This is a genomic window from Algoriphagus marinus (genome assembly GCF_001936475.1).
Lineage (GTDB): Bacteria > Bacteroidota > Bacteroidia > Cytophagales > Cyclobacteriaceae > Algoriphagus > Algoriphagus marinus.
Genome location: NZ_MSPQ01000020.1, coordinates 20,606 through 41,605, shown reverse-complemented (window position 1 = coordinate 41,605; position 21,000 = coordinate 20,606). Strand labels below are relative to the sequence as shown.

Below are 21,000 nucleotides of genomic sequence, written 5' to 3'. Positions count from 1 at the left end.
TCATCTATATCAAGGAACCATTTTAATATGACTCATAATCCTATCCTCAACTTCTTCCATAGACTGATTTGAAAAGAAAAGACTTCCCCATATTTCTACTGAAGCTAACTTGGCCAGTAAGTAAGGATGACAATTTCTTTTAAGTAGGGTTAGACTTTTTTCGTTGAGATCAAGAGCTGTTTCCAAAAAACCGTTTTTGAAAAAGTCTTTTTCGACTTGAACATTCATAAGCCCCGAAACTGGGAATCCTTTTTTCTGGATGTAGGCAAGCTTTTCGTTTAAAACCTTTTGGGTTAATTTTCGGACGATGTGCTTATCAATACGGAATGGGTGTTTGAAATTGTGGAATTTGGAGCTATTCCCAACTTTATATTTTACGGGAAGGTTAACTGCGAACTCTAGAACATCCTCGTATAAAAAGGGAAATCTTGATTCAATACTATGCATCATTCCCATTCGATCGTTTCTCCAAAGTAAGCTATGAATGCTTCTTTCCAGCATGTTCAAAGTCATAGCTTGATCAATCTGATTATTTTTATCCTTTATAAACCCGTAGACTTCCTGGTTTTTTACTTCCTTTTCTGAGAATTCATATCCTGTTAACAGTTTTGAAAAATCTTCTTGGAAGTTGTTCTTATCAAGATTGAGGTAGCGAGGCAGGCCAGGTACTTTCTTGTACACACTAGTAATTAATGTGAAAGGGAACTGAATAAATTTATCAAGCCTGCGGGTTAGCAGTCTCGGATAGCCTAGGAAAAGTTCATCAGAGCCCTCACCGGTTAACACTGCCTTACAGGAATTTGTATTTGCCAGTTGGCTTACAAATTGAAATGGGATTGCATTTGGATGAGATAGAATAGGTGATTCATAATACCAAGTTGTTTTTGCCCATAGTTTCAGAAACAAGTCAGGAGTAAAATCATGTTGATGTAATTCGGCATCTAATACTTTAGCCAAATAGGTTGAGTTTTCAAGTTCAGAATGTTTTCCTACAACGTTAGACGTGAATAAGGAAATTGGGCTTTTTTGAAAAGCGATTCCCGCACATAGGGAGGAATCAACACCACCACTGACAAAGGCACCCATTTTGGCATCTGCAGCCATGACCGAATGGACAGTTTTAGTGAAAATATTTTCAAATTCAGAATGTACTTCAGATTCTTTTTGAAGTTCTCTTTTTAGGAATTTTTCTTCTGAGACATAGTCTGACATTCTGAAGTAAAACTCAATTTCACTTTTTCCTGTAGGTATATCATAAACCAAAAAAGTACCTGGTTCCAATTGTTTTACATTTGTCAGCGCAGTGATAATTCTTGAGTATTCATATTCCCCAAAAGCTGCCAGACTCAAGAATCTGTCGTTGAGATTCCTGTACTCGTCTAGACACCATATCCCTTTTAATTCAGAAGAAAAGATTAGTTTACTATTTTTTGTACTATAAAATAGGGGCTTCATTCCTGTACGATCTCTTGCGAGTAAGACTTTGCCCTCAAGAAAATCATAGAAAGCAAAGGCAAACATTCCTTTGAGTTTTTTTAGAGTTAACTCCAGACCCCAATGAATTAACCCAAAGAATAACACCTCAGTATCCGAGGTGGTTACAAAAACCTGCTGATGGTTCTGTATCAACTCCTGTTTAAGATCAAGATAATTGTAGATCTCACCGTTGAAGACCAAGGCAAACTTATCATTCTCAAATGGTTGGTTTGACCTTTCGTTCAAATCGACTAAGGAGAGGCGGTTATGCCCAAATACGGCATCTTTGTAAGAAGAGATAGTGGTGTTGTCAGGTCCTCTGTGATGGAGGATTTTACACATTTTCTCTACAGATTCTTTGGTATTCTCTGGCCTTGAAGAATAGCTTGCAATACCTGAAATTCCACACATAAAATGTAAGAGATTAGAAATTTGACGCGAATGTAGAGGGAATTTTTCAATTCAAAATCTGACCTAAAAGAATAATATTTTGTGAATGCAATTATAAAACAATAATTATTAATCGTGGTTTGTTTTTGATTCGAATATTAATTTTTAACTAATTGAAATTCAGTGTTTTGAAATTGATTTTCTCAATTAGTGTCCCATAAACTTCGACTTAATTATTTTTAATTTTTTTTAGAAATTTTATAAAATTACCTGTGGAAATTCACAGAGAAGCACTTGATTAATCGAACTGCGAAAAATTTAAGAATTTATGAGTTTTTCACTCCGTTGAAGCTGCTTCATTTAAAGCTTTATTTCCACTAAACTTGTTTTTCGAAAACTAGGTTTCAAAAGCAAAAATAACTTTTGCAAATGAACAGGTTTGTGTTTTGGATCAAAATCTAAAGGCAATGTAACCTTCTTTTAGATTTTTTAAAGTATTTTTGAAAATTATCCCATAAGGTAAAAGCACAAAGTGATTTTCGAAATCCAGCATGTCCCTACTGAACTATCAGGTAATTATTCCCGCTCGAAAAGGATCAAAAAGATTTCCAGGAAAAAATAAAACACATTTAGCCGGAAAACCTTTGTTCCAGCATTCTATTGAATTTGCGCTCAAAGAAGGAATTCCCGCCAATCAGATCTGGATAAATTCGGATGATGAAGAGCTGTTGGAACTAGCCAAAGGATTTGATGTTAATACTTATCGTAGAGAAGAGGCATTGGCAGGCGACCTCACATCCACAGCGGCAGTGCTACGGGATCAGGTGGTATTTTTTCAAAATAAGAATATTGCCTGTGATGCAGTTATTTTATTACAGGTCACAAATCCGCTTAGACCGACAGAACTACTTTCAAAAAGTCTTGAGATTTTCAATTCCTCAGATAGATCAAGTCTTTGTACGTTTAGTCGACTCAATAAGAAGTTTGGATCCATAGATAAGGATTACTTCTTTCCCAAAAACTATCTTCCAGGTCAGAGAATGCAGGATCTTGAGCCTTTGTTCTTTGAAAATGGACTTCTCTATATCACTAAAGTAGACTTACTCCTTCAGGCTGAAAAAATCATTGGTGACGATGTGTTTCCCATGGTAATGGACCATATCTATGCTCAAGTAGATATAGATGAGCCGGATGATCTTATTCTCGCAGAATATTTAATAGAAAATTATATAAATGAAACCTTTTAAAATAAAAGACAGAGAAATTGGAATAAATTTCCCTCCCTTAGTAATCGCTGAATTAGGTATTAATCATGAAGGAAGTCTGAAAACAGCTTTTGAAATGGTGGATGCTGCGGCTAGAGCAGGTGTAGAAGTTCTCAAGCATCAAACTCATATTGTCGAAGATGAAATGAGTGCGGAAGCCAAAAATGTAATTCCCGGCAACGCAAAAGTGTCCATATATGAGATTATGGAGCGCTGTGCACTAAATGAAGAGGATGAGATTCGACTCAAAAATTATGTGGAGTCCAAAGGGATGATTTTTATTTCCACTCCATTTTCAAGAGCAGCAGCTGACCGCCTTCAGGCAATGGATGTTCCGGCCTTCAAAATTGGTAGTGGAGAGTGTAATAACCTGCCACTCTTAGAGCACATCGCTTCCTTTGGAAAACCAATGATCCTAAGTACAGGAATGAACACTTTGGAAAGTGTAAGAAAGTCAGTGGAGACAATCAGCAAATTTGATGTTCCCTTGGCCTTGCTGCATACTACCAATTTATATCCTACTCCTTATCATTTGGTAAGATTAGGTGCTATGCAACAGTTAATGGAGACTTTTCCAGGAATACCTGTAGGCCTTAGTGATCATACGGTTAGCAATCATGCTTGCTTTGCTGCTGTAGCTTTGGGAGCATCTATTTTGGAAAGGCATTTTACTGATTCCATGGATAGAAATGGACCGGATATTATTTGTTCTATGGATGAATCAGAAACTGCAGAACTGATCAAAGGCTCAAATCTGATCTTTCAAATGCGAGGTGGAAAGAAAGAACCTGCCAAAGAGGAAAAGGTAACCAGCGATTTTGCTTTTGCTACTGTTGTGGCAATTAAAGATATTAAAGAAGGAGAGGAGTTTACAAAGGATAATATCTGGGTAAAAAGACCAGGAACTGGTCAGGTTTTGGCTGAGAGATTTAATGAAGTCTTGGGGAAAAACTCAAAAAATTTCATCAAAAAAGATCAGCACCTAAAATTCTCTGACTATGAGTAAGAAAGTTTCGGTTCTCATCCGAAATAAAAATCAGAAGGATAGTCTTAAATTCTTGCTTAAGAATTTAAATAATCGGTATAAAGAGGATATCGATGAGATCATAGTGATTGATAATGAGTCTACCGATGGAAGTATCCAAATAGCAGAAGAGATGGGGGCAAAAGTCGTCACTATCGTGGATTTCGGCTATGGAAGTAGTGCTAACCTCGCGGCTACTTCAGCATCACATGAAATTGTAGTCATGTTTAGTGCACATTCCTTTCCGGTGAGCCAGGATTTCTTTCAGATTATAAAAGCCAAATTCAACGAGAACGATAACCTCGCTGGAGTAAGAGCTGTTCATAGATCAGGTGATTACAAACTAATGATCAATGGAGTAAAATCAAAAGATGAGCCTAATCTGGCAGGATTAATGTTTTGTGGCTCTGCTTTTTCCAAAGAGGTATGGAGAAAACATCCTTTTCAAGATGATATTGTGACTTTTGAGGATAAGGAATGGACGCTAAGAGTATTAAATGAGGGCTATGATATTGAAATGGTTCCCGCGGTATTTTGTTATGATCTCAAAAGAACTCAGGCTTCCAATTACAAAAGATTTAAGGACGAAACATTAGGAAATAGGGATATATGGGGGAAAAAAGTCACAATAGGTCAAGTCTTCCTTAAAATGGGAAGAAGCTGGTTCGGTTATTTAAAGATTTTTCTAGTAGAAACTTTTTATGTTTTTAAAACCGGGTTTTTCCTTTTGCGGTACGTCCTCTTCGAACAATCAAAAAATAAATGAAAAGATTATTATTTCTGACTGGAACCAGGGCAGATTTCGGTAAAATCAAATCCTTGATTGAAGTATGTCGAAATAATCCTGAATTTGAGGTCCATATCTTCGCTACAGGTATGCATATGCATAAGCAATATGGAGAGACCGTAATTGAAATTGAAAAATCAGGATTCAAAAATATATTCAAATTCATCAACTATACTTCTGAAGCAAGTATGGATCTTACTTTGGCAAAAACCATTGATGGGCTATCAGGCTTTGTCAAAGAAAATAAGCCGGATTTGATAATGGTACATGGTGATAGAGTAGAAGCTTTAGCCGGAGCCATAGTAGGAGCCTTGAATAATATTCTTGTTGGCCATATTGAAGGGGGAGAAGTTTCCGGTACTATCGATGAATTGATCCGACACTCTGTGAGTAAACTAAGTCATATCCATTTTGTGTCGAATGAGCAGGCTAAAAAACGACTCATTCAAATGGGGGAATTGGAAAATCAGGTTTTTGTAATCGGCTCGCCCGACATAGATATTATGTTTTCCGATAAATTACCTGATCTGGATACTGTTTGCGATTACTATCAAATCCCATTTAGGAAGTTCTCTGTCTTAATGTTTCATCCGGTTACCACTGAGTATAATCAGATTGGAGAGTATGCCAGAACCCTGGTGGACGCACTCCTGGCGGACGACTCTAACTATGTGGTAATCTATCCGAACAATGATATGGGGACTTCTAAAATTCTTGATGAATTTAAAAGACTCTCTAATAACAACAGGTTTAAAATATTTCCATCCCTAAGATTTGAATACTTTCTCACAATTTTAAAAAAATCCGATTTTATCATTGGAAATAGTAGTGCTGGCATTAGAGAAGCTCCTTATTATGGGATTCCAAGCATCAATCTAGGTACCAGACAGCAAAACAGAGCCTTTGGAGAGACTATCATTCATGCTGACTTTGACTTGGAATCCATTCAAAAGTCGATAGAAAAAGCTCGGACAATGGGGAAATCCGAACCTGTTTTTGGTTTTGGAAAGGGGGATAGCTTTATGCTATTTAATGAAATTCTATCAGATCCAAACTTTTGGAATTCTTCCCATCAGAAACTCTTTAATGACCTCTAATCTGAAATAAGTGAGGTAACTTTCGAGATATGCATAAGCCATTGATATCCATAATAATTGCATCGTATAATCAGGGTCAATTTTTAGATGAATGCCTGAAAAGCGTGGCTGATCAGGTGTATCAGGATTGGGAATGTATTATCGTCGATGATGCAAGTTTGGATCAAAGTGTTTCGATTGCAGAATCATGGGTAAAGAAAGATCAAAGATTTAAATTGATTGCTCTTCCAAAAAACATGGGGGTTAGTTATGTCAGGAATAAAGGATTAAAAATTTCGAAAGGTGATTTCTTTCAGTTTTTGGATGCTGATGATGTTTTATCATCAAACAAACTCAACCACCACGTTTCATTTATAGAAGGGGATCTTATTACGGTTTCCGGTTCTAGGTATTTCTATAATCAGGAAGGGAAAAATCATCAACGCATAATTGGAAAAAATGGGGCCTTCACTGAAGTAGTGATTTCCCGATGGGATCAGACAGACGTTTTAGAGGTTTTCAAAGAGAGAAATCCTTTTGTAGTAAGTGCACCTTTATTTCCAAGATCAGTATTGACTCAGGTTGGATATCAGAACGAAAATCTTAAAGCTTTCGAAGATTGGGAGTTTAATTTCAGGTGTGCTTTAAAAGGTTATAAATTTCATCATATCGGATATGCTCAAGACGCTCAAGTACTGGTGAGGTTACATTCTTCGAGTATGACCACACAGCGGGAAGAGATGCTTCAAAGAAGAAGAGAGTTTAATTATACCATCCGAAGTAATAAAGATTATCAGGCTGTTTTTGGATATTCTCCCACACTTTCTGATCGCCCGCTTTACCAAAAGGGAAAAACGCTTCTTAGATCTCTGATACCACCATTATTTTTAGATTTCACAAGAAAATTCAGTGGATTCCTTAAGAGGAAATAAAATCATTGGATCCTGTAGTTAAGTAGAGGATCTAATAGATGTATCGGCTCTCTCGCTAGTAAGAATATATAATCTGCTAGAAATTGAGTGAAAATCTGATTTTAAAGCCTCTTCTATCTATATGATCTAAGGTTAATCGAATGTGGACAGATTATGAAAGAATAATATTTACATTTGAAATAACCCATTTCTAAATGAATTTCATAAAACGTTTCTATTCTTATTTTTCTTTTGGTAGACAGTTTTTTCAAGGCAAACATTTTCTTTCTACCCAAGAATCAAGCCTCTTTGAGGAAAAGAAAAAGCCAAAAAGGACCGATATAATTAATTATTTGATCAAGTTTTTAAATAGAGATATCTGCTATTTGGAGATAGGAGTTAGAGACCCAAATTCCAATTTTTCTAAGATCCTAGCCAAGCAAAAATACAGTGTAGACCCTGGATATGAGCAAGATGTCAATAAGGCCGACTTTCCTTTTACGAGTGATGACTTTTTTTTAAAACTTCAAAACGGAGAACTCTTAAACCCTCAAATCAAATTTGATGTCATTTTCATCGATGGTCTTCATTTGGCCGAACAAGTAGATAGAGATATCCAAAATTCTTTAAAACATTTGAAATCTGACGGATTTCTAGTTTTACATGACTGTAACCCTCCAAGTGAGTGGCATGCAAGAGAAACGTATTCTCATATGCTTTCCCCGGCTCTTGTTAAATGGAATGGGACTACTTGGAAGGCATTTTTCAAATGGAGACAAAATAAAGAGCTAAACTCATGTTGTGTAGACACAGATTGGGGAGTAGGGATATTTTCGAAAACCCATCCAATTGGTAAGGCCTTGACCGAAAATTCTAACCCATTTTATGAATTTGATTCCCTGGATAAAAACAGGAAGGAGTGGTTAAACTTGGTTTCCTTTGATCAATTGAAAACTTCCTTGAATCTGGAAAAGCATAATTAAAACCATCGACTTAAGAATTAATAAATCAATAGGTCCCAACTCTTTTTAGTACATAACTTATTGAAAATCATTGATTTTTTGACATACAAAATCAATCATTTCTTCATCCATTCCTGGCCAAATAGGAAGACTAAGGGAAGTCTCAGCTAATTCTTCAGCAATAGGGAAGTCTCCTTTTTGATATCCAAGCCCAGCATAAGCTTCCTGAAGATGTGGGGGAGTTGGATAATGGATTAAGGTTCCTACTCCTTCTTTCTGTAGATGCTGCTGTAATAAATCCCGGGATTGATGGCGAATGACAAATAAGTGATAAACATGCGTCGCACCCTCTGCTGTTTGAGGAAGAATAATTTGCTTGTTGGAGCTTAGTTTACTTTTATATTGCGCTGCAATCGACTGCCTTTCTGCAATCCAATTATTTAAATATTTTAATTTAATTGATAAAAATGCGGCCTGTAATTCATCAAGTCGCATATTGTGACCAATAGACTCATTTTTGTATTTTTCACGACTTCCATAGTTGCGAAGTTTTCGGACTTCAGCAGCTAATTCAATACTGTTTGTCGTTACTCCTCCAGCATCTCCAAGTGCACCTAAATTTTTTCCGGGATAAAAACTTGTTGCATTTATATCACCCCAGCTCCCGGTAATTTTATCCAGGTATTTAGCTCCATGAGCTTGCGCATTGTCCTCAACAATAAATAAAGAATGCTGCTCGGCGATCGATTGGATAGCCTGCATTTCACAAGCCTGCCCGTATAAATGTACAGGAATGATAGCCTTGGTATTTGAAGTGATTACTTTAGAAATACCAGTCGGATCAATATTGTAGGTGTGCTTGTCAGGTTCGACAAATACTGGTTTTGCTCCCACAAAAGAGATAGCCAAAACTGATGCGATGAAAGTATTTGATGGCACGATCACCTCATCCCCAGGTCCAATTCCCAAAGCCTTTAAGGAAAGATAGATTGCATCTAGACCATTTGATATTCCAACACAATGGTCTACCTCATTGAATAATGCATATTCGTTTTCAAATTTTTCTAAAGAAGAACCTAAAACATAGTATTGTCTATCATAAAAATCAGTAAATGCACCAATCATCTCTTCGCGGATTGGGTCATGCATACCTCCGAATTTTAAAAAAGGAACGATCATAGTTTTTTTACCAATTCATTATTTAATACTTGCCAAAGAGTCCCGAATTGATCCTCAAATTCATCTCCTTTTTGATACATTCTACTTCCATCTTCATTCACCCAGCCCACCTGCTTTGCAGGATTCCCCAAGACCAGCGCTCTAGCGGGCACATTTTTGGTCACTAAGGCCCCTGCTGCAACAAGTGCGTGTTTTCCAATTTCAACACCACCTAAAATCACAGCTGCGGCACCTATACTACAACCTTCTCTCAAAATGGTTTTTTCAATTTTAAAATCTTTGTTCTTTGAGCGAGGGTATTTATCGTTTGTAAAAGTTACGTTAGGACCTACCATAACCTTATTTTCAATTTGTAATCCATCCCAAAGATAAACGCCGGATTTGATAGTCACTTGATCTCCCAAAACCACATTATTTTCTATGAATGTGTGGCAGTTGATGTTACATTCCTTACCGATTTTTGCGCCTTTTAGAATTACAGAAAATTGCCAAATGGTAGTCCCTTCACCAATCTCCTGAGATTGGACATCAGCGCTGGGGTGGAGGTAATATTTTTGATTCTCTGAACTCTTCATAATTTCTAATGTAATCTTCTTCCAAATAAACCTCCGATGCAAGTACCAAACAAATTGCCCCACTGGAAAAGTTTACTAATTCTCTCCAGATTCCGGGGGGTAAAAGTACTCCTTGATAAGGTCTGGCCAAATGCATCTTCATTTTAGAAATACCATCACTTAATTCTAAATCAAAACTTCCACTTCCTGCAATTATTAGCTGTTGAAGCCCCTTATGTGCATGACCTCCTCTTGACTCTCCACCCGGTATATCATATAGGTAATAAACCCGCTTAATAGCAAAAGGCACCTCACTATGTTCATTGATCGAGGTGATATTCCCCATGAGCCTATGGTTTTTTTCAAACTCAATCAGTTTACAGTCTGATAATGAAGTGTATCGAAAGTCAATCATTAGAACTTAGAAGATTAATGTCTCTAATATAATCCTGCTCATCAAAGACATGACTACTAAGGTGAAGACTAAATGAATTGGTTGAAAAATTCTCCATATGTCTCCAGGTTTCTGGGGGTAGATATAGCCCATAATAGGACCTATTCAAGGAATATTTGGTTGTATCTCCAAATTTATCGGTAATGATGATATCAAAACTGCCACTCAAAGCAATTATGACTTCACTTTGAGTTTTATAAGCATGTCCCCCTCTTTGTTCACCTCCCGGAATATCGTAAGTCCAAAAAACTCTTTTAATGTCAAAGGGGATCTGATCATAACCTTGAACAAAAGTGAGGTTGCCTCTGGGATCTGAAATTTTGGGAAACTCTATTATTCTGACACTCATATTGAATAACTTGAAGAATGAACCTTTCCAATTCTTCTTACTTGACCAAATGGAAATTCATTACAATCGTAACGCGGGAGGGCCTGTTTTCTTTCCGTCAGATCCTTTTTGGAAATATCTCTTGACTCCACATTAAAAGAAAAACGACATTTTTCCATTTCCAGTAAGGCCTCTGTTTCCTTTGTAAAAGTATGAAACCCTCCGTAAGGATAACAGAAAGATTTGCAGGAGAGCTTTAACCCAAAGTTTTTTAAGTCACTAAAAGAAGATTGTATTTCTATTTTCTGGGTTTCCAAGTCTAATTTCGACATTACTGGGTGACTTGCGGAATGACTTCCAATGATCATACCCGCATTTTCCATTTCTACCATTTCTTCCGCAGTTAGGTAAAAATCAAGGACATTCAAATCCTCCTTTTTCAAAAATAGCTCACACAAATCATCTATCACCTTTTCTCTATAGGTATATGAAATGTAATAATTAAGTATTTTTTTCACCATTTTGGTAAAATCGTCATTTATCTGTCTGGTGTAGGTGAGTTTTTTAAAATCCTCTCTCACAAAATCTACCAAATAATCCTGAGGTATTTTTTCGTTTAAATACTCATAAATCTTTTGATTATTCTCTTGCCCCAAAAGTAGATGAATACGGTGGACATCCGAAAGTTTTTGGGTTCTATACATTTCTGTTGCTACATAAAATATTCCCCAAAGTCCTCTTTCCTTTAGCACCGGAAAAACTTGATCATAATGACATTTCAATCCATCGTCAAAAGTTAAAACCACCCCTTTTGGTGGATCTCCTGATTCTAGCGCATCTTGAAAATCTTTTTTGGTCACAAAGCCAAACTTGTTCCCCAGATAATCCAATTGTTTTTTAAAATCTTCAATATGTAAGTGGTTGAAATTCGGAAAGCTAGGGTCATCCTCTTTTACATAGTGGTACATTATAGCTTTCATAATTAGAAAAAATTTGAATTTTGAATAATTGGACTTGATTTCGTGATTTTCTCTACGTTTTCAAGATATTCACTAATCATCCCATTTTCAAAATTATTGTACAATTTCACTACGGACTCTTCACTAAAATCTTTATTCATATAATATCTTTGTTCATTTTCCGGAAGGGGTAAATCATCAAAGCCAATGATTTTTTCGGCATTTTCAATAATCTTTTCAGCAACGGCTGCTGTATCCTGAATCAACCGGTTTCCTATCGTATGTACTGTGTCAAGAGGATAGACCCGCCCTCTGATTTGGTGAATTATTTGTCCAGTATCCACTCCTTCATCTATGTACATAAATGTAGTACCTACAAATTGAGGCTCTTTATTTACCAAAGGCCAGTAATTAGTACCACTTCCTCTATAATAAGGAGATAGCCCAAGGTGTATATTGATAAATCTGTTTGGAAAAGCAGATATCAGATCACCTTTAATGATTGAGCAACCATAAGACAAAATGTAGTCTGGATTGAGAAGAATTATTTCCTCTTGAATTTTTGGATCATTTATCATCCCCCTAGGAATAAATTTTGGGTTAGAATGATCCTGAATCTTTTCTGTAAAAACTCCAAAAAAATCAAGTTCAGTTTGTTTTCTACTTTGCAAGTGGATTCGACGTAATTCAGATGTCGATCCTGATTTAATTATCCGTTCTGGTTCTGATTGTTCACAATAACTTTTCAAAACTTGAAAATGTCTTGAAGATCCCATATACTTCCTGAAAAATTCATGACGCTTTTCATCCCCGGTTAGAATTATTACTTTATTCATTCAAAGGCCTCTATTTGTTTCATTAATTTTTAAGTCAAGTGCAAAAATCTAAAAAAATTGGTATTTACAGGTGGATTAGTCTTCTTAAATTATCTATTTTCGTTCAATTTTAATCAGAAACATCATATAATACTCAAAATATGTTAAAAGATATAGTTCCACTAATTTGTTTTTAACATGATTTTGCATCTACTAAACGTGCCCAATTTTTATTGCACGTACTACCTGAAATCACTTTCAATTCTTGCAAAGATCAATTATACCCCTTCTTCAGAATTCGAAAAATATGATTTTTCCCCATTATTAATCTTTGGAATAAATGATAAGCTTATAGTAATTGATAATAATGATCCGGTTGGAATTGACCCTGCCTTATACCAATTGGTTGATTATTATTTTGTAACCAACAAGCTGATCGATCATCCGGATTATTCCCAGGAGAAAGTTTTTCCTTTGTTTCCTCATTATCCGATTAATGTTAAGACTCTTTTTTTCAACATTTTCGCGTTTAAATTACCCCTGAAAAAATACCCTCGATTTTTTTTGGAAGTCTATCGAATTAGTAAAAGACCTTTTTATTCTGATATAATGGTCAAAAAGAGCAGTAGGAATTTTGTCTTTTTCTCCGGATCGATTTGGGAGAAAGAATCTGATGCAAACAAGGCTAGAGCTGATTTCATAAAATACTGTATAGAAAGTGATTTTATCGAATTCGAGGGAGGTTTTATTTCAAGAAATGACGGAAAGAACCAAGGATTTGACAGCTACTTGAATTCAAAAAGTTATTCTCCAAAGGAATTCACAAAGCTTAGCAGAGAATCAGTATTGGGTTTTAACAATCCCGCTGTTTTGGGAGCGGTCAGTTGGAGATTTGCTGAATATCTTAATATGGGAGTATCAGTTGTTTCCCTACCTTTTAAAATTGAATTACCGGTTTTACCAAAACACGGGAGCGAAATTTATTATATAAAAGATACCAACTTTTTAGCTGATGAATTAGACCCTATCTTATCTGATAGTTCTGCTTTAAATCGGCTTAGCTTTGGAGGGAAAAAGTATTTTCAGGATTATTGTACAATTGAAAAGCAGGCAAATTATTTAGAGAAATTTATTTTCTAAAAACCTGCATATTTTACCTTTCTTAAAATGAAAAAAATTCTGGTGGTCTTTGGAACACGGCCCGAAGCAATAAAAATGGCGCCTTTGATTTTAGAGATCAGGAAATTCCAACACCTTGTAGATTTAGAAATTTGTGTGACCGGGCAACATCGGGGTATGCTAGATCAGGTTTTGAAATTATTTGAAATCAAACCTGATTATGATCTTCAAATCATGAAAAAAGAGCAGGACCTTTTCGACGTTTTTACAAATACAATGATGGGAATGCGGGAAGTCTTGAAGAAGTCTAGCCCGGATTTAGTATTGGTTCATGGTGACACCTCTTCTTCTTCGGCGGCTGCTCTTAGTGCCTTCTATTTTAAAATCCCCGTAGGCCATGTAGAAGCTGGACTTCGAACTTATCAGATATACAGCCCTTGGCCTGAAGAAATTAATAGACAGTTAACAGGCAGAATAGCAACTTATCATTTCTCACCTACTAAGTCCACAGAAATAAACCTGATAAGTGAAGGGGTAAATCCTGATAATATTTATGTTACCGGAAATACTGTAATAGACGCTTTAAAACTTGCAGTAGAGAAAATCGAAGATTCCTTAAAAGAAGGGGATGTTTTCCTAAGTGAAAATTTCCCTGAGATTCACCAAGAGAAATTGTTGTCCTGGATTAACCATAAAAGAAAATTGGTTTTGATTACAGGCCATAGGAGAGAGAATTTTGGGAAAGGGTTTATTAATATCTGCGAAGCAATTCTAGAACTGGCAAATCTTCATCCGGATGTTGATTTTCTATACCCTCTTCATTTAAATCCAAATGTGAGATCGGCCGTTTCTGATGTGTTTGATTCGAGTTCATTACCCAAAAACGTTATTTTTACAGATCCAATGGATTATTTGCCCTTCATATTTCTTATGAAGCAAGCATATATTGTATTGACAGATTCAGGAGGAATACAAGAAGAAGCCCCTGGCCTCGGTAAACCGGTTCTTGTTTTTCGGGATACAACCGAGAGGCCAGAAGCAGTGGAAGCCGGAACTGTTCTGTTGGTTGGAACTGAGAAGGATAAGATAATAGAGTACACCTCCGATTTGTTGACCAATGAGGATTCTTACCAAAATATGGCGCAGAAGAAAAATCCCTATGGAGATGGATTCGCTGCAGAACGTATAATCTCAAAAATTTTAGAGTTTATTTAGCCTGAGAAAAAAAATTAATGTTGAGCCACTTTGTAGTCTTTTTAGTTTTATTGGTACTGGCATTGATCTATCAAAAACTTGCCAAAAAGTTTAAGATCATTGATGTTCCAAACCATCGTAGTTCCCATACTCAATCTACAGTAAGGGGAGGGGGTATACTTTTTCCGCTTGCAGTGATTCTTTGGTGGTTTGTCTTCGGCTTTCAGCATACTTGGATGCTGCTGGGCTTGATTATGATTTCAGGTATCAGTCTTTTAGACGATTTATATGAATTATCCCGAAAACTGAGATTTGGAATCCAATTCCTAGCCATTTCCTTCAGTTTCTATGATTTAGATTTGTTCTCTACTTTTCCAGCTTACACCTGGCCAGTGTTTTTCTTTATAGCATTGGGAATTATTAATGCGATTAATTTCATGGATGGAATTAATGGAATTACAGGAGTTTACGGAATTGTATTTTTCGGAAGTTTAATGGTCCTAAATGTCAGTCTGCAAATTTTTGATGAGGATCTTGTTCAATATATTCTTCTTTCACTTTTAGTATTCCTGCTATTTAACTTTAGAAAAAAGGCACTCATGTTTGCCGGTGATATCGGAAGTATTTCCATCGCTTACCTCATGATATATTTTATGACTCAATGGTATATTAAAACAGGGAGCTGGACTGTTATCTTGGTTCTAATGATCTATGGAATAGATGTATTTCTTACGATGATTCAAAGATACCGTAGAGGAGAAAAGTTGACAGAACCTCACAGAAGTCACCTGTATCAGCTTCTGGTGAATCAGAAAAAAATCCCTCACATTCTAATTGCTATTCTCTATTCCTTCCTTCAGTTGCTGGTTAATATTTTACTTTTCTTTAACTCTCCTACAGGTTTACCGAATTTCTATTTGGCAATAGGATTATTGGTTGGGACAGCTATCGCGTATTTGCTTGTTAAGAGTAGTATAAATAAAGCCCCTGTTTCGAATTAGCCTTGCCGCTGATAGCTCCAAATGATTTTCTGGCCTAAAGGGCAAACTGCACTTAAGTTCAGGTTAACCTAATTTTCTTTTGGACGGATCATATTACTGCTATCCAAAGGGCAATTAATAAATTCGATGATGCTTTTTAATGGGAAAAGAATTGTCGATCCCAATTCGATTGGAAAATACAATTAGCCACATTTGGCCTTTGAATAGTTGATTTTGCAATAAAAAATATAAATAAAAAGGCCTTGGGATCCCCAAGGCCTTTTATGTTTCGGCTTATGCCTGATATAAAACTTAACACTGGATCAAAGTTGGGCCCAAATTTCGGTTAAAAAAATACCCATTTATGGGTATTTTTTGAATGTTTTAAAGTTTTAAGAGCGGTTTTTCAGCACTTTTCCCCTTTAAATCTTTAGGTCTCTTGAAAATCCTGTAAGCTAGAATAATCCTACTAAATGTTTAAATTTTACAATGGTACTTACCGTTTAAACCAGATTAAATTTTATTAACAAAAAGCTTCTTGGAATTGGAATTGGATTTGCTCTTATAGATTTGATTTTTATTACTTTTGGGTCAAGTTTCGAGCAAATATTAGAAATCAAACAAAACCTTTTCCTTAAATCACAATTAAAACCCTAAAATGAAGCAAAAACTTATTTCCTTCTCGGTAAATCGCTCGCTATTGATTGCTATGGTTGCAATGCTTGCAATGGGCGCATGTAAAAGTAAAAAGAAGGTTGTGGAACCAACTCCTGTTCCGGCTAAAGTCGAGCAAGTGGCACCAACACCTCCTCCAGCGCCTCCAGCAAGATCTGCAGAGGAAATTGCTGCAGAAAATCTTGAAAATGCATTCAACAGTGTAGCTAATGCAGGCAATGTGACTGTAGCTAACCAGTCAATTCAGCAGGCATTGGGAATGTTTTCTAATCAAGAAACTCCTGTTTTGATCGTAATCCATGAAGAGAATGGCATCAAAGATTATGATGAGCCAACTACAATCAAGAAATACTTGGATTACCTTAAAGACACTAAGAAAAATCTAAACTATATCAGCGACATCAGATTAGATGCCAATGGTAAAGTGTCTGAACTTGAGTTGAGAAGAAAATAAAAGCCCAACAGTTAAAATTTAAAAAAATGAAAAATAAACTTATTCTATTCCTGGGCCTATTCCTTGCTACTTCAATTGGAGTATTTGCTCAGTCAGACAATATCAGCCCAGCTCGTAAGCAGGCAATAGACTCTCTTGCTCTTGAAAAAGTAAAAGATCTTTCAAAATATATCAGCATCATCGGTAGCAAAGAGACACAATTCTCTGAGGCTAACCGTGTGATGGACAGAGCTGAGGAGCTTTTCGCTCCAGGAGCTGAAATGGGTGTGTCAAGCATCAATTCAAACGATATCGCTTATTATAAAGTAAGAAGATACTTTGAGCGATTGATGGCTTTGAACTATGACCGAGTGAATATTACCTGGTACGACATTCAATATATCTCTGATCTTGAGCGTCAACCTGACGGCAGATATGTGGGAGTAATCACAATCTATCAGCGATTCGAAGGTACATCTATTGAAACAGGGATGAACTACAAGGATACTACCAAGAAGGACATTACCATCTACGTTGAGAAAAAGCAAACCCAAATTGCAGGTAGAACCATTGAATTTTGGGATGTCATGCTCGGCGATGTGAGAGTGACAGAAACCTCAGCATGAGAATAATTCTTTTAATTCTTGCGATCAGTTTCGCAAGCATCTCTTTAGTTCCGGGGCAGGGCATAGGCAGCCCCGGAACTATCAAGGATGACGGCAGACTCGCCGCATCCACCAAACAACTAAACCAATTCTTCCGAAGGTTCAATGCCGAAGAATCTCCTTCAGGAGAGATTCGCTATTACCCGGGAGATTCCCTTTACCATAATGTTCCGCTTAGACAGGGATTTATCCAAATCCTTTTTGACAATCAGACTTCCTCAATCTCCAAAGAGCTAAAGACAGAATTTATAAATACTGTTTTGAGCTCCAGCTATCCTCAATACATCAATTTTCACAGAGAAGGATGGTTCTCTGAGGTTCAGACTGATTTCATTTATAAAGGAAAAAGAGAAAAGGTCACCATAATCTTAAAGCTTCAGCCTGAAGGCCTAGGCTACGAATGGGTATTTGATGCAGTTTCTTTTGACCCATTCAAGAATCTGTTTAACAAACCTGTGGGTGATGAAAAAGACTTTCTTCATCCGCTTAGTCATGAGCTAGGATTCATGAATCTTAGAAGGGCTTTTCAGGATTCTAAATCCCCGGAAGCTTATACTGAGACAAGTTTTACTCCCGATTACCTAACCTTATTCTTGTACGAAATGAAGTTGGGAAACTTACGTTTTGATAACGTAAATGGGGTCCGTTTTCATTTCTTCCAAATTGAAGGCTGGTACTTTGAGGTAAGTCAGTTCAATCGACCGGGTTTCAATACCGGATGGCTGATTTCAAATTTGGTCAAATTAAAACCAGGGGATAAAGAGACCATACAGAAATACATTTATGATCAGAATTAAAAGGACAGTTCTAAGTTTCGCCTTGCTTTTGCTTTGCAGTATTGGGTTTTCCCAAACCATCAAAGGCTATACAAAGGATGAAATCGATGAGTATTCCACTAAAGTGGAGGATCAAGTCCGATTTTTAGAATATTTATTGAACACAATAGGTTCACAGGAAACCCCTGCTCGGGACAAGGATGTAGTGATCCGTGAAAGCTATTTGAAAATTTTTAGAGATGGATTGGTTCAGGTAGAAGATGATCTTTTGCTGGATCGCAAGGTAGTAACCAACAAGGATGTCACATCCTATTTGAAGGATATAGAGTTTTTCTACAAAAACATCAATTTTAAATTTAAAATCAGAGATGTCAAGCCAAATCAAAAAGAGGATGGCCAAGTATATTTTGTGGTTTCACTTGACCGAACCATTACAGCTGTAGGTACTCAAGGTGAAAAAGTCTCCAATACCAAGCCGAGATTTGTAGAAGTCAATCTTCAGGATAAATCAGGCGAATTGAAAATCGTAAGTATCTATACCACAAAGGTAAGCCGGGATGAGGAGCTGATAGAATGGTGGGGTAGTATCAACCCCAACTGGAAAGCGTATTTTAAAGAGCGATTTGGACTTGCAGAATATGATTCTGTGGATCTGGATCAACTTTATCGATTTGTCAGTGTGGATTCACTGGATATTTCAGGCACTGATTCTCTATTGGATCTTAGTCCTATGGAAGCTTTGAGACAATTGAGATTTGTCAACCTGAGCAATACACTTATTACAGAGCTTGGGCCTATTTCAAATGTGACTTTCTTGGAGGATTTGGACGTTTCAAATACTCCCACTTCAGATATTCAATTCATTAAGTATTCTGATAAATTAAAGCGACTGAATATTTCGAATACGCAGATCTCTGACATAAGCTTATTGCCAAATCTTAAATCTTTGAAATCACTCGAAGCTGAAAAGACTCCGATTAGAAGTTTCGCGGTTTTGAATCAATTTGACAGTTTGGAAAGATTGATTCTGCCACAAAGTGGATTCAACAATGCAGAGAATATTTCTCAATTGAAAAATCTTAAAGAGCTGGATCTAAGCAATAATTACATCATCAACTGGGATCTGTTTAAGAATCTTAATTCACTGGTCTATTTGAATCTTTCGAATACCAATATTCAGGATCTGTCACCATTGATAGGCTTGAATCAATTGGAAATCATAGATCTTACCAAAACTCCTATTTCAGATATTTCTCCGCTAAATAAAAAAGAGAATTTGAAGAAGGTGTTGGTGGATGAGACTGAATTATCCGTATTGGCTGCAAATAACTTTACCAGAAATAATCCTACAGTACTGCTTATCCACCATGTAAAGGATCTGACTTCCTGGTGGAATAATTTGTCGCCAAACTGGATGGAAGTGCTGAAAAAAGCAAATCCTAATCTGGCAGGAACGAACCCAACGGTAGAAGTATTGACCGAGACAATTGGATTGACAACTTTGGATTTGAGTAACTCGGGAATAGAATCACTCAATCCAATTACCAGATTTGTTAAGCTGGAGAAACTGGACTTCTCAGGCAATCCTATTCAGGATCTTATTTCCCTAAGTGAAGTCAAAACACTCGTTGAAATAACTGGGAAGAATACTCTTGTCAAGGATATTTCTCCTATTAACCAAAATGAAAATCTAGTTCGAATTGATTTGGAAGCTAGTCCAATTTCCAGTATTCTGGATGTGACCTCTCTTCCTAATTTGGAATACATTAATGTAAATGAAGGAGCTATTTTTCCTGAAGAAGTTCCTGAGATTCTATTAAAAAAACCAGCTCTGACAATTGTATTCAGAACCTCTGAGCTTCAGAATTGGTGGGAAGCCCTAGATCCTTCCTGGAAAGGAATCTTTAGAAGACAGAATTCACTTCCTGAAGATCCTTCTACGGACGAGCTTCACCGCATGACTTCAGTACCAAGCTTGTCATTCGAGAGTCTATCCATAGGAGATATTTCCCCGGTCACTGCATTTATCAATCTCAGAGCCTTAACGGTTTTTGATGCTCCTATTGGGGATATTTCTCCGATTGCCGAATTGAAATTATTGGAAACATTGACCATCTCACAGGTTCCTGTGGTAAACTTCTCCAGTGTCAGCCAATTGCCAAAACTCACGAAATTGAATATCAGCAATACCGGCATTGAGGATTTAACAGCCCTTTCTGCATTATTCAACCTAACTTATCTGAATATCTCAGGAACAAATCTTAAAACCCTTAAAGGTTTGGAGCCCTTGATCAATTTGGAGGAACTGGATGTAGCAAGCACCAACCTGAGATCGCTGAAGCAAATTGAAGGATTGATCAATCTTAAAAAGTTATCCTGTTTCAATACTCGACTTACAACTCGATCGGTGGATAGCTTCAAAAAAGCAAATCCAAACTGTGAAGTTAGATTCTATTGATCAAAAAGCTGGAATTTCATTCTTTGTATATCTGTAATTACATCAGCATAAAGGGATAGCCCTTATAAATTTAGGGTAAGACCTGAATTTGGTTTGCATCGGTCACCGGTCATCCGACATCCGTCTAGAAAAGCAAAGAAAATAAGGCTACTGGCAGCCTTTCGGATAATCATAAATCTCATTTGCAAATAGGCAAAGAAAAAATCCCGTTGCCGGGATTTTTTCAAAAAATGATATGTCAAAAAATATGGAAAATTGGCCTTATGATTTTTAAAAATCGGTAGAAAAGTTGCTTAATCACCCTGATATAAAGGTATCCACACATTTGCTTTAAAAAATACCCTATACAGGGTATTTATTTTGATTAACTGCGATACTTTTCCACATTTTCAAGTGTTTATAATTTTTCTATTTGGCCACATAGCCTGCCCCGAACTTGTTTCGGGGGAATCTCGCATTTGGATCCAGATAGCCATCGGGACATCCCACTGTGTGACGTTATCGTTATGCTCGATTTCAT

20 protein-coding genes are annotated in these 21,000 nt (G+C 36.6%); 13 read left to right on the top strand and 7 right to left on the bottom strand.

Annotated elements, in window-relative coordinates; all coding sequences use genetic code 11:
- Positions 1–9: 9 nt before the first annotated feature.
- Positions 10–1,887, bottom strand: a complete 1,878-nt coding sequence (gene asnB, locus BVC88_RS20575) for an asparagine synthase (glutamine-hydrolyzing) (protein ID WP_075352625.1) — start codon at positions 1,885–1,887, stop codon at positions 10–12.
- Positions 1,888–2,417: 530 nt separating this feature from the next.
- Between asnB and BVC88_RS20570 the strand changes: the two genes are divergently transcribed.
- The 6 genes from BVC88_RS20570 (at position 2,418) to BVC88_RS20545 (ending at position 7,912) form a co-directional block, all read left to right on the top strand.
- Positions 2,418–3,113 carry an acylneuraminate cytidylyltransferase family protein gene (locus BVC88_RS20570; protein WP_075352624.1) on the top strand — a complete coding sequence of 232 codons (696 nt, stop codon included), beginning with the start codon at positions 2,418–2,420 and terminating at the stop codon, positions 3,111–3,113.
- Positions 3,100–4,137: an N-acetylneuraminate synthase family protein gene (locus BVC88_RS20565; RefSeq protein WP_075352623.1), complete on the top strand. Its 1,038-nt coding sequence runs from the start codon at positions 3,100–3,102 to the stop codon at positions 4,135–4,137. The genes BVC88_RS20570 and BVC88_RS20565 overlap by 14 nt, the downstream gene beginning before the upstream one ends.
- On the top strand, positions 4,130–4,921 hold the full coding sequence (locus BVC88_RS20560) for a glycosyltransferase (protein ID WP_075352622.1): 792 nt from the start codon (positions 4,130–4,132) through the stop codon (positions 4,919–4,921). Before BVC88_RS20565 ends, BVC88_RS20560 begins: the two co-directional genes overlap by 8 nt.
- Positions 4,918–6,039, top strand: a complete 1,122-nt coding sequence (neuC, locus tag BVC88_RS20555; RefSeq protein WP_075352621.1) for a UDP-N-acetylglucosamine 2-epimerase — start codon at positions 4,918–4,920, stop codon at positions 6,037–6,039. The genes BVC88_RS20560 and neuC overlap by 4 nt, the downstream gene beginning before the upstream one ends.
- Positions 6,040–6,068: 29 nt before the next feature.
- Positions 6,069–6,950: a glycosyltransferase family 2 protein gene (locus BVC88_RS20550; RefSeq protein WP_075352620.1), complete on the top strand. Its 882-nt coding sequence runs from the start codon at positions 6,069–6,071 to the stop codon at positions 6,948–6,950.
- A 194-nt stretch (positions 6,951–7,144) separates the two neighbouring features.
- Positions 7,145–7,912 (top strand): class I SAM-dependent methyltransferase, encoded by a 768-nt coding sequence (locus BVC88_RS20545; RefSeq protein ID WP_075352619.1) that lies wholly within the window; start codon positions 7,145–7,147, stop codon positions 7,910–7,912.
- Positions 7,913–7,969: 57 nt separating this feature from the next.
- Here the strand turns inward: BVC88_RS20545 and BVC88_RS20540 are convergent, their stop codons facing one another.
- From BVC88_RS20540 to BVC88_RS20515, 6 genes are all read right to left on the bottom strand, one after another.
- Entirely contained in the window at positions 7,970–9,070 is a 1,101-nt protein-coding gene (locus BVC88_RS20540) for a DegT/DnrJ/EryC1/StrS family aminotransferase (RefSeq protein ID WP_075352618.1), read from the bottom strand.
- A complete protein-coding gene (locus BVC88_RS20535) occupies positions 9,067–9,645 on the bottom strand; it encodes an acyltransferase (RefSeq protein ID WP_075352617.1) in 579 nt (192 codons plus the stop codon). The genes BVC88_RS20540 and BVC88_RS20535 overlap by 4 nt, the downstream gene beginning before the upstream one ends.
- Entirely contained in the window at positions 9,599–9,970 is a 372-nt protein-coding gene (locus BVC88_RS20530; protein WP_245803693.1) for a sugar 3,4-ketoisomerase, read from the bottom strand. The genes BVC88_RS20535 and BVC88_RS20530 overlap by 47 nt, the downstream gene beginning before the upstream one ends.
- A gap of 61 nt (positions 9,971–10,031) precedes the next feature.
- Positions 10,032–10,427, bottom strand: a complete 396-nt coding sequence (locus tag BVC88_RS20525) for a sugar 3,4-ketoisomerase (protein WP_075352615.1) — start codon at positions 10,425–10,427, stop codon at positions 10,032–10,034.
- Positions 10,424–11,386, bottom strand: coding sequence for a polysaccharide deacetylase family protein (locus BVC88_RS20520; protein WP_075352614.1), 963 nt, complete (start codon positions 11,384–11,386; stop codon positions 10,424–10,426). Before BVC88_RS20520 ends, BVC88_RS20525 begins: the two co-directional genes overlap by 4 nt.
- A gap of 2 nt (positions 11,387–11,388) precedes the next feature.
- On the bottom strand, positions 11,389–12,201 hold the full coding sequence (locus BVC88_RS20515) for a formyltransferase family protein (protein WP_075352613.1): 813 nt from the start codon (positions 12,199–12,201) through the stop codon (positions 11,389–11,391).
- A 177-nt stretch (positions 12,202–12,378) separates the two neighbouring features.
- Between BVC88_RS20515 and BVC88_RS20510 the strand changes: the two genes are divergently transcribed.
- From BVC88_RS20510 to BVC88_RS20480, 7 genes are all read left to right on the top strand, one after another.
- Positions 12,379–13,320 carry a hypothetical protein gene (locus tag BVC88_RS20510; RefSeq protein WP_075352612.1) on the top strand — a complete coding sequence of 314 codons (942 nt, stop codon included), beginning with the start codon at positions 12,379–12,381 and terminating at the stop codon, positions 13,318–13,320.
- Positions 13,321–13,347: 27 nt separating this feature from the next.
- A complete protein-coding gene (gene wecB, locus BVC88_RS20505; RefSeq protein WP_075352611.1) occupies positions 13,348–14,514 on the top strand; it encodes a non-hydrolyzing UDP-N-acetylglucosamine 2-epimerase in 1,167 nt (388 codons plus the stop codon).
- 17 nt (positions 14,515–14,531) lie between these two features.
- A complete protein-coding gene (locus tag BVC88_RS20500) occupies positions 14,532–15,494 on the top strand; it encodes an MraY family glycosyltransferase (protein WP_075352610.1) in 963 nt (320 codons plus the stop codon).
- A 637-nt stretch (positions 15,495–16,131) separates the two neighbouring features.
- Positions 16,132–16,602 (top strand): nucleoid-structuring protein H-NS, encoded by a 471-nt coding sequence (locus tag BVC88_RS20495; RefSeq protein ID WP_075352609.1) that lies wholly within the window; start codon positions 16,132–16,134, stop codon positions 16,600–16,602.
- A 26-nt stretch (positions 16,603–16,628) separates the two neighbouring features.
- Complete coding sequence (locus BVC88_RS20490; RefSeq protein ID WP_075352608.1) at positions 16,629–17,207, top strand: hypothetical protein; 579 nt, start codon at positions 16,629–16,631, stop codon at positions 17,205–17,207.
- Complete coding sequence (locus BVC88_RS20485; protein ID WP_075352607.1) at positions 17,204–18,043, top strand: hypothetical protein; 840 nt, start codon at positions 17,204–17,206, stop codon at positions 18,041–18,043. Before BVC88_RS20490 ends, BVC88_RS20485 begins: the two co-directional genes overlap by 4 nt.
- Positions 18,030–20,480, top strand: coding sequence for a leucine-rich repeat domain-containing protein (locus tag BVC88_RS20480; protein ID WP_075352606.1), 2,451 nt, complete (start codon positions 18,030–18,032; stop codon positions 20,478–20,480). Before BVC88_RS20485 ends, BVC88_RS20480 begins: the two co-directional genes overlap by 14 nt.
- Positions 20,481–21,000 lie beyond the last annotated feature (520 nt).